General features: G+C 47.9%; 8 protein-coding genes and 2 pseudogenes. 9 read left to right on the forward strand and 1 reads right to left on the reverse strand.

Going from position 1 to position 14,988, the window contains the following annotated elements:
- Position 1 precedes the first annotated feature (1 nt).
- From JCM23214_RS26865 to clpB, 9 genes and pseudogenes are all read left to right on the forward strand, one after another.
- Positions 2-1,047, forward strand: a pseudogene (locus JCM23214_RS26865) (NAD(P)H-dependent flavin oxidoreductase).
- Complete coding sequence (gene ptsP, locus JCM23214_RS17275) at positions 1,048-3,312, forward strand: phosphoenolpyruvate--protein phosphotransferase (RefSeq protein WP_025900037.1); 2,265 nt, start codon at positions 1,048-1,050, stop codon at positions 3,310-3,312.
- Between the two features lie 117 nt (positions 3,313-3,429).
- Positions 3,430-4,887, forward strand: a complete 1,458-nt coding sequence (locus tag JCM23214_RS17280; RefSeq protein ID WP_025900038.1) for a helix-turn-helix domain-containing protein — start codon at positions 3,430-3,432, stop codon at positions 4,885-4,887.
- A 130-nt stretch (positions 4,888-5,017) separates the two neighbouring features.
- Positions 5,018-6,130, forward strand: a complete 1,113-nt coding sequence (gene ispG, locus JCM23214_RS17285) for a flavodoxin-dependent (E)-4-hydroxy-3-methylbut-2-enyl-diphosphate synthase (protein WP_025900039.1) — start codon at positions 5,018-5,020, stop codon at positions 6,128-6,130.
- A 14-nt stretch (positions 6,131-6,144) separates the two neighbouring features.
- A complete protein-coding gene (gene hisS, locus JCM23214_RS17290) occupies positions 6,145-7,425 on the forward strand; it encodes a histidine--tRNA ligase (RefSeq protein ID WP_369405915.1) in 1,281 nt (426 codons plus the stop codon).
- Between the two features lie 9 nt (positions 7,426-7,434).
- Positions 7,435-8,522, forward strand: a pseudogene (prfA, locus tag JCM23214_RS21595) (peptide chain release factor 1).
- 17 nt (positions 8,523-8,539) lie between these two features.
- Positions 8,540-9,385 (forward strand): peptide chain release factor N(5)-glutamine methyltransferase, encoded by an 846-nt coding sequence (gene prmC / locus JCM23214_RS17300; protein ID WP_037493888.1) that lies wholly within the window; start codon positions 8,540-8,542, stop codon positions 9,383-9,385.
- Positions 9,386-9,511: 126 nt separating this feature from the next.
- Entirely contained in the window at positions 9,512-10,309 is a 798-nt protein-coding gene (locus JCM23214_RS22865; protein WP_051548233.1) for a DUF4167 domain-containing protein, read from the forward strand.
- A gap of 191 nt (positions 10,310-10,500) precedes the next feature.
- Positions 10,501-13,086 (forward strand): ATP-dependent chaperone ClpB, encoded by a 2,586-nt coding sequence (clpB, locus tag JCM23214_RS17310; protein WP_025900043.1) that lies wholly within the window; start codon positions 10,501-10,503, stop codon positions 13,084-13,086.
- 46 nt (positions 13,087-13,132) lie between these two features.
- Here the strand turns inward: clpB and JCM23214_RS17315 are convergent, their stop codons facing one another.
- Positions 13,133-14,521: a M23 family metallopeptidase gene (locus JCM23214_RS17315; protein ID WP_025900044.1), complete on the reverse strand. Its 1,389-nt coding sequence runs from the start codon at positions 14,519-14,521 to the stop codon at positions 13,133-13,135.
- Between the last annotated feature and the right edge of the window lie 467 nt (positions 14,522-14,988).

Consider the following 14,988-nt stretch of genomic DNA (forward strand, 5'->3'; position numbering starts at 1 on the left):
AATGACTGAAGATATTTCCAACTCGGGCCTGCAAGCCCTTAATTCTGCATGGGCTCGCGGACGCGAATTTTTGGGCACCGAATACGCTATTTTGGGCGGTGCCATGTCATGGGTTTCAGAACGAAATCTTGTAGCTGCTATATCTAACGCAGGTGGGTTTGGTGTAATTGCTTGTGGGGCAATGACCCCGGAGTTGCTTGATCAAGAAATTAAAGCGACAAAGGAACTGACGAAAAAGCCTTTCGGCGTGAATCTGATCACGATGCATCCTGATCTGGACAAATTGGTTGAGATTTGTATTCAGCACAAAGTTGGGCATGTTGTGCTTGCTGGCGGGCTGCCAGGTAAAAACACAATTGCCAGCATAAAAGAGGGCGGAGCAAAATCCATATGTTTCACGCCAACACTTGCGCTTGGAAAAAAGCTCATACGAAGTGGTGTTGATGCTCTTGTGATTGAGGGCATGGAAGCTGGAGGGCACATTGGCCCCGTAGCAACCAGTGTATTGGCACAGGAAATTCTACCAAACATTACTGATGTACCTGTTTTTGTCGCGGGTGGTATCGGGCGCGGTGAGGCGATAGCAACTATTTGAAAATGGGTGCCGCCGGGTGTCAATTGGGAACAAGGTTCGTTTGTGCCACCGAATGTATTGCTCATCCCGATTTCAAGCGTGCATTTATTCGTGCAAGCGCTCGTGACGCTGTTACGACTGTGCAGGTTGATCCCCAATTTCCTGTCATTCCGGTGCGTGCCTTGAGCAATGAAGGAGCCAAGAAATTCGTGCAAACACAACATGAGGTGATTGCAAAATATCGGGCGGGAGAGCTCGATATGGAAACCGCTCAGCTGGAAATTGAACATTACTGGGCAGGAGCTCTTAGAAGGGCTGTTATTGATGGGGATGTCGAACATGGTTCCGTCATGGCGGGTCAGAGTGTCGGGATGGTCAAGAAGGAGCAGCCAACTGCTGAAATCCTGGAAGAACTTGTTGCCCAGGCTGCAAGTGCACTCGAGGCGTCAGTTGGCAGGAAGGTTGATGCCTAGATGAGCAGTGCGGCGTTGAGCGGCCCCAGAATACTGTTCCGCCAGATCCGTGAGGTGATGGCGGGCGAAGGGGATCCTGAACGCCGACTGCAAAAAATTGTCCAGCTAATCGCTTCCAACATGATCGCCGAGGTGTGTTCCTGCTATTTGATGCGGGCCGGTGATTTGTTGGAGCTGTTTGCTACTCAAGGCCTGAAGCAGGAAGCGGTTCACAATACACGCCTGCGTGTAGGTGAGGGTCTTGTCGGTGACATTGCGGCTCATGCCCGCCCATTAAATCTTTCTGATGCTCAATCACATCCGCAGTTTGCCTATCGTCCTGAAACGGGCGAGGAAATTTACCACTCATTGCTAGGCGTGCCCATAAAGCGTGGCGGACGTGTTATTGGCGTTCTGGTTGTTCAAAACCAGACGATGCGGGTTTACACAGAAGAAGAATCGGAGGCGTTGCAGACGATTGCAATGGTCGTTGCGGAGCTGATTAGTTCCGAGGAGATGATTGCCGCAACGGAGTTGCTGGATACGGCGGGGAACGCGACAAAGCCCCACCGACTGACAGGGCGAGTACTTGCTGAAGGCTTGGGTATTGGAACAGCCATTCTGCATGAACCACATATTGTCGTGCGTAAAACCATTGCCGAGAATATTGCAGAAGAGATAGAGCGCCTGAATTCGGCGGTTGCACGCTTGCAAGACAGTATCGAGGACATGTTATCTGTCAGTGATGAAGCCTTCACTGATGAGTCGCGTGACATTTTTGAAGCCTACAAAATGTTTGCCCATGACAAGAGCTGGCTGAAAAAAATGACCACAGCGGTTGACTCGGGTTTGACGGCAGAGGCTGCGATTAAACGGGTTCAGGATGACACCCGTAACCGCATGAGCCAAATCACTGACCCGTACATCCGTGAGAGATTGTCCGATCTGGACGATTTGGCAAATCGCCTGTTTTTGCACCTTGATGGTAATATAGAGATTGACCGTCAGCACCTTGATCAGGATACGGTCGTCATAGCGCGCAATATGGGTGCTGCTGAGCTGTTGGATTACGATCGGGTGCGCCTGAAAGCAGTTGTGCTGGTAGAAGGAACCCGCAGCAGTCATGTCGCAATTGTTGCACGGGCTCTGGGCATACCGGTTCTGGGGCAATGTGCAGAAATTTCCAAATCTGTGGAAGAAGGGGACCTTGTTCTCGTTGACGGGGAGAACGGACAGGCTTTTTTAAGGCCCAGTGATGATGTCATTCAGACATTTGAGCGTAGCATGCGGCACCGTGCCGAACGACAGGCAAAATACGCGGCCCTTCGAAACAAAAAAGCGGTTACGCTGGACAAACAGCCGGTGCAACTGAATATGAACGCGGGTCTGTTGATTGATCTGGATAATTTTCAGGACGCAGGCGCCGACGGAATTGGACTGTTTCGCACAGAATTACAATTTATGGTTCGATCTCAGATGCCCAAAGTTGATGAGCAAACGGAGCTCTACACAAAGGTATTGGATAAAGCCAAAGGGCGTCCGGTCATATTCAGAACGTTGGATGTTGGTGGCGATAAAGCGCTACCTTATCTGGAAATGAAAGAAGAGGAAAACCCCGCTCTTGGATGGCGCGCCATTCGTATCGGCCTTGATCGCCCGGCTTTGTTGCGATCGCAGCTACGGGCGATGGTTAGGGCCGCCGCGGGCCGAAATTTAACAGTCATGTTTCCCATGATTGCGGAAGTTTCCGAATTTCTGGAAGCAAAAGCGATCCTGATGCGTGAAATTGAGCGCGAGTCGAACAGAACCGGGATCAAACCCGAAGCGGTGGCTGTGGGAACAATGATTGAGGTGCCTGCGATAGTTTGGCAGCTACCGCAGTTGTTGAAAGTCGTTGATTTTGTTTCTGTTGGTTCAAATGACTTAATGCAGTTTTTCTTTGCCGTTGATCGTGGAAATTCGAGAGTGACTGATAGATATGAAATGCTGAGTTCAGGTTTTATGTCAGTTCTCAGATTTGTCGCTCAAGAATGCAACAAAGCCAACGTACCAGTATCTATTTGCGGCGATGTGGCTGGCAGACCTCTTGAAGCAATGGCGCTTTTGGGGCTGGGATATCGAAATCTGTCCATGTCTATTGAGGGGTTAGGGCCCGTCAAGGAAATGGTGCGAAGCGCAGATACTGCAAAAATTGCAGATTTTGTAAATAAGCTGTGCAATATGCGCGAGCCTACAGTTCGCGAGCAGCTTCGTGCCTTCGCCAAGGATCACTCCGTTATTATATAAAGCATTGATCTTTATTCATTTTTGCTGATAATTGGTGACATATCCAATTAGGCAATCTCGTGAATTTTCAATTTAAGTAAGTCGCGAGGTTGCAGGTGGAGCAGGTGGAATATCACGATGGCAGAACAACGAAAACTCCCGCTCGATGAAGATAAGACACGTCTCAAGTTATCAATTGATGCGGATGAAGGCGCGCGAACTGCCGCGGACGATACAGATGAAAAAGTTGAACCTTCTGACCGGCTAGAGGAAGAAGCCTTAAACGTGGGTGCTCATTTACGTAAGGAGCGCGAACGCCAGAACTTGAGTCTGCATGATGTTGCTGAACGGCTGCGTTTGAGAGCAAAACAGCTGCAAGCCCTTGAGGAGGGTGACTATGACAGTCTGCCAGGGCAAACCTTTGTTGTCGGCTTCATTCGATCATATGCAACAACATTGGGGCTTGATGCGGTTGCCGTTGTTGATCTGTACAAGAGTGAAACCGGTGCGGGCAATAGGGCACCGGATCTGGCCTTTCCCGAGCCCACGCCAGAGGGTCGTATGCCGGGTGCAAGTCTTATGATAGCGAGCGCCGCAGTGGCGCTTTTGCTGTTTGCTGGTTGGTACTATTACCTGCAAGAAAATACTCTCGAGCTTGAAATTGTTCAGGAATTACCAGAAAGGTTGATGGCCAGAATTTCACCAGATGCAGTATCCACAGAAGACTTGGGTCAAGAAGATTTGGTTGATGAGGGTGACGATCCGGTGCAATCCAGTTCTGAAACTTTGTATGTTGAGCAGGAAAATTCGCAAAAGGAGCCGTCAAGTCCTTCTACAGTGTTTTCGCCTAACGACGTTGTGGCGGAAAGCAGTGAAGACGGTGAACCAGAACAACAAGCTGCGAATGAAAGTGAGGGGGCAGGTGTAGCTATCGAAGGGTTGCCCCAAACCGCCGCTGCCAATTCTGTTTCTGAAGAAACAGGCGAGGGTGATGATCAAGCCAATAGTCTCGATACCGAAGAGCAAAGCGACACTGAAACAATCCTTGCTGACACAACAACTGCGGATAGTGAGCAGGGGGACCGAAATATTACAACCCAGCCCGCATCCACTCTGAATGAGCCCAACAATCAAGCAGACAGACTTGCGGAGGATGCGCTTTCACAGGTAGCTGAAACGTTACCATCAAATTCTGATGAACATAGCGAAAGCTTAGGCTCTAACACTGGTGGTTTCCAGCAGCTTACTTTGCTGGAGGCTGAAGCTAAGCGAGAACAAGAAACGCTACCTTCAGTGAATGAACCCGTTATTATGGGCGTGGAAAACGCAGAAGCTCGTTTGGTGCTGGTCGCAAATCAGGAAAGCTGGGTTCAAATTAAGACAGTGGAAAATGAGACGATACTGGATCGAGTTATGGCCCCGGGTGATACATTTATGTTGCCAAACAGGACAGATCTGCACTTAAGTACAGCAAATGCTTCCGGTTTGGAATTAAGGCTAGATGGCGCGCTTTTGGGATCGCTTGGCAGCTATGGGCAAATTGTACGGGAATTGTCTCTTGATCCGCAGCAGTTACGCAGCAATTTTTCCCAGTAGGTTCAAGCGCGTAGCGCAAATAAGACCGGCCTTTGAATGAAAGGTTGAATTTTTTGTGTATTGCGGCCATTTTAGGCAGCAATTTCAGTCGATAATCGACTGTCGAAAATCAGCATGAAGCTTCAGTCCCATGAGTGTAAGACCCTATCGCGATATAATTCGCCGTAAATCAAGGCAGATTAATGTTGGAAATGTAAAGGTTGGTGGAGATGCACCGATCAGCATTCAATCCATGACCAATACTTTGACCACCGATGCCAAGGCGACAATCAATCAGATTTTGGCATTGGAAGAGGCTGGTGCTGATATGGTGCGGGTTTCGTGTCCCGATGAGGAGAGCACGAAAGCACTTAGAGAGATTGTGCGAGAGACTAACGTTCCTATTATTGCGGACATTCATTTTCATTATAAACGGGGGATAGAAGCTGCCGAGGCGGGCGCTTCGTGTCTTCGGATAAATCCCGGAAATATTGGATCTGCAGACCGTGTTCGGGATGTGGTTAAAGCGGCAGTTGATAATAATTGTTCCATGCGTATTGGCGTGAACGCCGGCAGTCTCGAGCGTGAGTTGCTTGAAAAGTATGGTGAACCTTGTCCTGAAGCCATGGTTGAGTCTGCTCTAAACCATGCGCGCATTCTTGAGGATAATGATTTTACCAACTTTAAAATCAGCGTGAAAGCTTCTGATGTATTTTTATCTGTAGCCGCTTATCAGGGTTTGGCCGATGCGTGTGATTACCCATTGCATCTTGGCATCACAGAGGCCGGAGCATTGATGTCTGGTACGGTCAAATCGTCGATCGGGCTGGGGATGCTTTTATGGTCAGGTATCGGTGACACCGTTCGCGTGTCTTTGTCTGCTGATCCTGTTCAGGAAATTAAAGTGGGCTATGAAATTCTCAAAAGCCTCGGTCTGCGCCGTAGAGGAGTGACAATTATTTCCTGCCCCTCTTGTGCCCGGCAAGCCTTTCCTGTGATCAAAACGGTCGAGAAACTGGAAGAGCGGCTCGAGCATATTTCAACACCGCTGACGCTGTCTATTATTGGATGTGTTGTGAACGGACCCGGTGAAGCTCGGGAGACCGACATCGGTCTTACAGGCGGCGGCAAGGGAAATCACATGGTTTACCTAAGTGGCGTGACGGATCACAAGATTGATAGTGATGGCATGGTTGATCATATTGTTGAACTTGTCGAGGCCAAAGCCGAAGAAATTGAAAAACTGGCAGCTGCGGGTGAATAAAGCCCTTCGCCGAAATTAAAACGAATTATCTTGAAAGCCGGAGATTAAAAGTGTCATTACCACAGCCTGTACGCGGAACTCATGATTTGCTGCCAGAGGATTTTCGCCGCCATGCTCATGTGATCGAAACTGCGCGGACTATTGCCGCACGCTTCGGTTATGATGAAACCTCGACGCCAATATTCGAGTTTACCGAGGTATTTGCCAGAACAATGGGGGAGACCTCGGATGTGGTGTCAAAAGAGATGTATTCTTTTGAAAGTCGTAATGGCGAAAGCATCACATTGCGACCTGAATACACGGCAGGAATTTGCAGATCGTTTATCAGTAACGGGCTGCAACAAAATGTTCCGGTTAAGGTATTCGCAAATGGTCCCATGTTTAGGTACGAGCGGCCTCAAAAAGGACGGCAACGTCAGTTTCATCAAATCGATCTGGAATGTATTGGTGCTGCGGAAGCCAAGGCGGATATCGAAGTTATTTCGGTAGCGGCAATGATACTTAAGTCACTGGGGGTGATGGAGCATTGCCGATTGCAAATCAATACACTGGGTGACAGTGAAAGCCGTACGTCTTATCGAACCGCACTGGTAGAATATTTTAGCGATCACAAAGACAATTTGTCACAAGATAGTTTGAACCGCCTGGACCGTAACCCGCTTCGCATATTGGATAGTAAAGATAAAGGCGATCAGGCTTTGGTTGCTGAGGCACCTTTGTTTTCTGAGTATCTGAACAGTTATTCGGCGGAATTTTTTGATGAAGTGCTAAAAGGTCTAGACTTGCTGGGCATCGAATATGACCTTAACCGGCGCCTTGTCCGCGGATTGGATTATTATACGCATACTGCTTTTGAATTTGTCACAACTGCGCTGGGTGCGCAGGGCGCCCTCATTGCAGGGGGAAGGTATGATGGCTTGATCGAAGCCTTGGGAGGGAAGCCAACTCCAGGAATTGGTTGGGCTGGTGGTATCGAACGATTGGCAATGCTTGCGTCCAATCTCCCTGATGGAAAACGTCCGATTGCAATTGTACCTGTTGGTGATGTGGCGGAAAGTGAGGCGAGCAAATTAGCCTATGAGCTTCGCCAAGCTGGTTTTTCTATTGAAATGGCGTTTAAAGGCAACGTCGGCAAGCGAATGAAACGGGCAAACAAGGTGAACTCGAGAGCGGCAATTTTAATCGGTGAGGACGAACTGGAGCGCAACTGCTGTACATTCCGGGATCTGGACGAAGGAACGCAAACAGAAATTCCTTTGAAGTCTGTTAAGCAAGCCTTGGATGCACTGGGTTAAGGTCAAGATATGCTGCCAGAAGATAAATTAAATATGATTGTCGCCCGCTTTGAAGAACTGGAAGCGGCGATGTCTGGTGAGATGGGAGATGTTGACGGGGACGATTTCGTCAAGATGAGTGAGAGTATTCCGAGTTAAAAGGAGTTGTGGCGTCGATTCAGGAGTTTCGTAAATCTCAGGAGGAATTATCAGATCTCAGGCAGATGCTCGAAGCTGATGATCTAGACGCAGAAATGAAAGAATTGACGGAGCTTGAAATTGAAGAGCTCCAGTCGCGCATTCCGGATCTGGAACAACAGATCAAGATTGAATTACTGCCAAAAGATGATGCTGATGAGAAAAACGCCATTCTGGAGCTGCGGGCAGGTACAGGTGGAGACGAAGCGGCATTGTTTGCAGGCGATTTGATGCGCATGTATCAACGGTTTGCAGAGGGTATGGGTTGGAAATGTGAAACCATGTCTCTTTCAGAATCCGATATTGGTGGTGTCAAGGAAGCGGTCGTTAAAGTTAACGGCCGAAATGTATTTGCCAAATTAAAGTTTGAATCGGGTGTCCATAGAGTACAGCGTGTGCCAGAAACTGAAACAGGCGGCCGCATTCATACATCGGCTGCGACTGTTGCCGTTCTGCCAGAAGCCGAAGAAATAGACGTTAAAATTGAAGATAAAGACATCCGTGTCGATATTTTTCGCGCTTCGGGACCTGGGGGGCAGTCCGTCAATACGACAGATAGTGCTGTTCGGATAACCCATCTGCCTACGGGTATTGTTGTGCAGCAGCAGGATGAGAAATCGCAGCATAAAAACAAAGCCAAGGCCATGTCGGTTCTACGATCCAGGATTTATGAAGCTGAGCGTGCAGCGAAAGCGGCGGAGCGTTCAGCGGAACGTAAAGGGCAGGTCGGCTCCGGAGATCGGTCAGAGCGAATTCGAACCTATAATTTCCCGCAAGGCAGGGTCACTGATCATCGAATAAATCTCACACTATATAAACTGGATAAAGTAATCGCTGGTGAAGCGCTTGGTGAGATTATTGATGCATTGATTGCAGAGGATCAGGCAGAACGTCTGGCAGAGATTGAAGGCGGCGTTTAAGTTATGCTGTCATTAATATGAGGGTAGATGAAGCCGTTCGAAAAGCGACTGAGGATTTGTCGCAAACGGGGATCGTAAACCCGAGGCAAGATGCGCGTATTCTATTGGGATATATCGTCGAAGATCGTGAGGTTCTTTATCGATCGCCTGAGAGGACTTTGAGTCCGCATGAAGAAACAAAGTTTTTTCAACTTATTCAGAGACGCAAGAACAGAGAACCTGTGTCCCATTTGATTGAGCACAGAGAGTTTTATGGTCTGCCATTCAGAGTAACATCCGACGTTCTTGACCCAAGGGCTGACAGTGAAACTCTTGTTGATGCTGTTCTTAAAGAAAAAGCTTCCCAACAGGAGGCCTTTAGATTGCTGGACCTTGGAACAGGTAGCGGTTGCCTCTCACTTTCTATCTTGGCACAAAGAGAAAATGCAAAGGCTGTCGCGGTGGATATTAGTGAGAATGCGTTAGAAGTGGCTGCAGAAAATGCGCGAAGCCTTGAGCTTTCTGATAGGATAGAGTTTGTTAAAGGCCCCTGGTTTGCAAACGTGTCGGGAAAGTTCGATGTTATTCTCAGCAACCCGCCATACATTCCGACTGCGGATATCGAGGGACTTGAACCAGAGGTGCGTATTCATGAACCATCACTTGCCTTGGACGGCGGTGATAGTGGTTTTCGATGCTATGATGAAATTCTTGACCAGATTACAGATTATGCGTCATCTGAATGTTATGTGATTTTTGAAATGGGTATGGGGCAACACGCAACCTTGCGTTCGAAAATGATGAAGGCCGGAATAACTGGTATTGAGTATCATAAAGACCTTGCATCGATTGTCCGGTGTATCAGTGGTTATTTGAAAACCTAAAAAAGTTAAAAAAAGAGTTGGAAAATTGAAAAACCGGCGCTAGGGTAGAAAAAGATCTGGCGCACGCGTCGCAGCCACATAGGCTGAGATCATTATTTACAGAAAATTAGACTGAAATCCCTATAGATGAATAACATCTGGCGTCTCGAAATTGTACGAGACAAAGTGCCGAGATTTCAAAGTCAGGTTCATAATGTGCGCCTTGAACTCAATAAAGATGGATTGAATTTTATTATGCGAGTTAGCGGTAATCGTCGTCCGAGGGGCGGGCGTTCAAATTCTGGAAATGGTCGTTCTGGATCTTCAGGCGGTCGGGGTAATTCAGGTAATAATCGCCGATCTAATAACGGTAATCGTAGCTACGATAGCAATGGGCCAGATGGCAAGATCCGCGGTTCTGCAACGCAGGTGTATGACAAATACGTCTCCCTTGGTCGCGATGCCCAGACTTCAGGCGATCACGTTGCTGCAGAAAATTATTATCAGCATGCAGAGCATTATTATCGCATTATGCTTGCTAATAACCTTGTGAAGCTTGATCGGCAGACTGAGCAGGAAGAAGCAACTTCCGAAGACACTGCTACGGTTGAAGATGGAGCCAAGACTGAGGCTCTTGATCCAGCAGTTGAGGTTGAGGAAAAAACCAAATCGGAAAATGAAGCGGATGACGCGAACGCTGAAAAAACTCCAATTATTATTGATTTGAGCGATCCAGACAGATCCGATTTTGCCGGACAGGAAAGTGAAGAGGAAGTAAAGACAGATGAAAATGCCTCTTCTGCAGAGAGTGAAGAACAAAATGAAGGGGATGAAGAGGTAAAGCCGAAGACCAAACGCCGCGTTAGTCGTACTCGCGGCTTGAGGAGGCGGACATCTCGCAAGAAATCCTCGGATGAAGAGAGTGATGAGCCTCAGTCGGCATGAAGATAAAGGGAGCTTTGGCTCCCTTTTTTTATAATCTTAAATTTTCTAAACACTGAAAAATGACTTGTAAATCGAGTGACTTTTACCAAATAATTTCATAGGAAACCGCTGGCGGACTTAAGCGGATCGCCTTGTACAGGGGTTGGCTTAGGTTGCGCATATGAACGGCGGTCTATGTGTCGAGGTAGAGCATGGATTTTGAGAAATATACCGATCGGTCGCGCGGTTTTATTCAAGCGGCCCAATCTCTAGCGCTTCGGGAAAATCATCAGAAGCTGACAACAGAGCATCTCCTGAAAGTATTGTTGGATGATAAAGAAGGCATGGCTAGCGGGTTAATCTCCAAGGCTGGCGGTGAGCCTTCTGTCGCCCTTCAACAGGTTGATGTGGAACTGAGTAAGTTGCCACAAGTTACGGGTAGCGGGGCTGGTCAGGTCAGCGCAACCCCGGAAATTGTGAGGTTATTTGCCAATGCTGAAAAGTTGGCGGAAAAGGCTGGAGACAGCTTTGTCACAGTTGAGCGTTTGCTTCTGGCTTTAACGCTGGAGCAAGGGACACCTTCTGCGAAAATTCTGAAGCAGGCAGGTGTGAACGCGAATAGCCTTAATGAAGCTATTAATGATCTTCGCAAAGGGCGAAACGCCGATAGTGCTGGCGCCGAGGGAACATATGACGCGCTAAAAAAATATGCTCGGGATCTGACTGAAGCTGCCAGAGCAGGTAAACTTGATCCTGTAATTGGTCGTGATGAAGAAATTCGCAGAACAATTCAGGTGTTGTCACGTAGAACCAAAAACAACCCTGTGCTGATTGGTGAGCCGGGTGTGGGCAAGACAGCAATTGTTGAAGGTCTGGCGTTACGGATCATCAACGGAGATGTCCCAGAAAGTCTTAAGGACAAGAAGCTCATGTCTTTGGATCTTGGGCAGTTGATTGCGGGTGCAAAGTTCCGTGGTGAATTCGAGGAACGTTTGAAATCAGTGTTGTCAGAAGTATCAGCGATGGAAGGGGAAGTTGTTCTTTTTATCGATGAGCTTCATACACTGGTTGGCGCCGGGGCTGCTGAGGGCTCAATGGACGCATCCAATCTGCTAAAGCCTGCTCTTGCACGCGGAGAACTTCACTGCGTAGGTGCGACCACACTGGATGAATACCGAAAATATATTGAGAAAGACGCGGCTCTTGCTCGGCGTTTTCAGTCTGTTCACGTGTCTGAGCCAACGGTGGAAGATACCATTTCCATATTACGTGGTTTGAAGGAAAAATATGAACTGCATCACGGGGTCCAAATAGCAGACAATGCCATTGTTGCTGCGGCAACTTTGTCCAATCGCTATATCACTGATCGGTTTTTGCCTGACAAGGCGATTGACTTAATGGATGAAGCTGCAAGTCGTCGTAGGATGGAAGTCGACAGCAAGCCCGAGGAAGTGGATGAGCTCGATCGCAAGATCCTGCAAATGAAGATTGAAGCTTCCGCGCTTGAAAAAGAGAGTGATAAGGCATCCAACGATCGACTTGAAAAACTTCGGACTGACCTGATTGCTCTGGAGCAGAAATCGGAAGAGTTGACGCGGATCTGGAGCGAAGAGAAGGAAAAACTCAATACCGCACAACATGTAAAGGAGCAGCTTGAAAAAGCACGCAATGATCTGGCGAATTGTCAGCGCAGCGGCGATTTGCAGCGAGCCGGTGAGTTAGCGTATGGAGTCATTCCCTCTTTGGAAAAACAGCTTGCTGAATCCGAAGATGCGGAGAATTCGTCGCTGGCTAAGGAAAGTGTCAAGGAAGATGATATTGCGGGTGTTGTGTCTCGGTGGACAGGAATTCCCGTGGACAAGATGCTGTCGGGTGAACGAGAGAAACTTCTGGATATGGAAAACAGGCTTCGCGAACGTGTGATCGGTCAGGAAGAAGCTCTTGAAGCGGTTTCAAATGCAGTTCGCCGTTCACGTGCGGGTTTGCAGGATCCCAATCGCCCCATCGGTTCGTTTCTGTTTCTTGGGCCGACAGGTGTTGGTAAGACGGAATTGACCAAATCTTTGGCAGCATTTCTGTTTGATGATGAGCAGGCAATGTTACGCATTGATATGTCAGAGTTCATGGAGAAACATAGCGTTGCCCGACTGATCGGTGCTCCTCCGGGTTATGTGGGGTATGATCAGGGAGGCGTGATCACTGAAGCGGTTCGGCGCAGACCTTATCAGGTTATCCTATTCGATGAGGTTGAAAAGGCTCATCCTGATGTATTTAACGTTCTGCTTCAGGTTCTTGATGATGGTCGCCTGACTGATGGTCAGGGGCGGACAGTTGATTTCAAGAACACCTTGATCATTTTGACGTCAAACCTTGGAAGCGAACATCTTAGGGATGGTGACGCTGATGACCCATTGGTACAGGCAAAAGTACTGGAAGTTGTTAGAGATGCTTTCAGGCCAGAGTTTCTGAACCGACTGGATGAGCAAATTATCTTCCATCGTCTTAAACGAGAAGACATGCATGCGATTGTGGAAATACAGCTTTCACATCTTGTGAAACTTCTTGAGGATCGCCAGATTGGAATTGAGCTGGATCAGGCAGCCAAAGATTGGTTGGCTGAGCGGGGCTTTGATTCAATTTACGGGGCAAGGCCGTTGAAGCGTGTCATTCAGCGATATTTGCAAAACCCGTTGGCGAATGAAATTCTCAAGGGTGAAATTGCCGACGGTGACACTGTCATTGTTGGGGCCGGCGAAGATGGTCTGTTAATCAATGGTCATCTCGCAATTGCAGCATGAACTCATAAGAGCGACATAAAAAAGGGTGGCCTTTGCCACCCTTTTTTTAATCTGCTAGGCTTGCAATTCTTGTTGCCAGAGGCAACGCGGCCACTTCCTGATCTATTTGTTCAGTGCGTTTTCGAAATTCAGCTAACATTTTGCCGCCGAGTTTGCGTCCCGCAGGCAACTTGACGGATAACGGATTTATCTGACGTCCGTTTTTATGCACTTCATAATGCAAATGAGGGCCCGTGGAGCGACCAGTTGACCCAACATAACCGATGATTTGTCCTTGTTTGACCCGTGCGCCTTTACGAATATTCTTTGCGAAGCCCTTCATGTGAGCGTAGGCGGTTTTATATTCGCTGGTATGGCGAATGCGAACATAATTTCCATATGCACCACTGCGGCCAGCGACCTCTACAACGCCATTCCCGGCTGCCATAATCGGTGTTCCGCGCGGAGCGCCAAAATCTGCACCGCGATGCATTTTGGTATAACCGAGGATGGGGTGTTTGCGTTTGCCGAAACGGGACGTTAGACGTGCGCCATCAATAGGTGTCCTCATCAGGGTTTTGCGAACACTTTGTCCTGTTTCGTTGTAATAATCTGTAAACCCATCATCTGAAGTCTTGTGACGATAGAGGGAAATTTTAGTCCCACTGAGGGTCATTGATGCCCATTGGATGTGGCCATCTTTTAGAGCCTGTCCGTTTTCATCTACATATCGTTCGAAGAAAACTTCAAAACTGTCACCTGCTTGGATTTCCCGTTGAAAGTCCACATCGTAACTGAAAATTCGAATTAGATCGATGATGACTTTGCTGGGTATACCCGCTTGCGCAGCGGAGAGAAAAAGGGAATTTTCAATGGTACCGCCTGCGCGTACCATCTTTTTTTCAAGGGCAATCACAGTTTCCCGGGCTTCGAACGCATTTTCATCCAGTCGCACCGCTGCAACCTGGCGATCTACGTCCTGCTTCAGTGATACACGATGTAACTCGAATGCATCCGCTTCCGTGTAATGCAGTTCAATATCCTGTCCAACTTTCAAGCGGCGCGGATCAAAAACGGAGGACAGTGCAGTAATGGCTGCGTGACTTTCCTGTGGTGTCGCTCCTGCCCGCGTCAGTACTTTCATGAGCGTGTCACCTTTACCGACGGATACCATTTTAGTCCGTGTGATTTCCTCAGTCTGTAAGGAGTTGGTGTCTGCGGCAGTTGACTCTGTTTGAGACTCTAAAGTAACAGGTGCGTTCTTATCTTCTTTTGAAATTTCAATCGTATCCGGCGCGACTTTCGCTTCAACGGAAGGGGGGTATGTGTTGCCGGGGACAAAAGTGTAGGCTACCAGACCACCGAGAATCCCACCGCATATGACAGCAGCGGCAGGAATTACGGCCCTGCGTCTTGTATTTGAATTGCCCCTTTGCCCTTTATTATTTTTAAACACTCAATAAATCCGTACTAATTGGAAAACTAAATTTTGCGTTAACCTTAATTAAACTTGTTGCAAACAATGCTTTTCATCTGCGTTTTTGTCAAGTTATGCATAACCTAATAAGGTTAATGAAATGATTATCTACGAGGCATTCTCATTAGTGAATAACAGTCCCCTAAGACAGTTCGCTTGCTTATGATTCAACTCCATTTTGCAGTAACAGCTTAATTTGGACTGGAAAGGCAGTCTTTAGTCAGTGACTTTGTCCTATTTGTGGCGGATGGTTTTTGTAAGTTTCGCAGTTTTCAAGGGCTTTTGAATTTTCTCAAAAAAAAATCAAAAAAGGGTTTGACGGTATTGGGTGATGGGCCTATAAACCGCTCCACGCCGCTTGGGGGGCACGAAGAACTGACTGATTTGAGGTTAGGGATTTGGAGTTGCTCTGGGTGGTTTTTTTCGGGGATTTCCCTGGTTGATGA

Origin of the sequence: Sneathiella glossodoripedis JCM 23214, from assembly GCF_000616095.1 — a bacterium.
Taxonomy (GTDB): Bacteria; Pseudomonadota; Alphaproteobacteria; order Sneathiellales; family Sneathiellaceae; genus Sneathiella; species Sneathiella glossodoripedis.

What these genes read in the sequence shown, in the direction of transcription:
- ptsP (WP_025900037.1), top strand. Translation starts at nt 1,048, where the DNA reads ATGAGCAGTGCGGCGTTGAGCGGCCCCAGAATACTGTTCCGCCAGATC.
- prmC (WP_037493888.1), top strand. Translation starts at nt 8,540, where the DNA reads ATGAGGGTAGATGAAGCCGTTCGAAAAGCGACTGAGGATTTGTCGCAA.
- JCM23214_RS22865 (WP_051548233.1), top strand. Translation starts at nt 9,512, where the DNA reads ATGAATAACATCTGGCGTCTCGAAATTGTACGAGACAAAGTGCCGAGA.
- clpB (WP_025900043.1), top strand. Translation starts at nt 10,501, where the DNA reads ATGGATTTTGAGAAATATACCGATCGGTCGCGCGGTTTTATTCAAGCG.
- JCM23214_RS17280 (WP_025900038.1), top strand. Translation starts at nt 3,430, where the DNA reads ATGGCAGAACAACGAAAACTCCCGCTCGATGAAGATAAGACACGTCTC.
- ispG (WP_025900039.1), top strand. Translation starts at nt 5,018, where the DNA reads ATGAGTGTAAGACCCTATCGCGATATAATTCGCCGTAAATCAAGGCAG.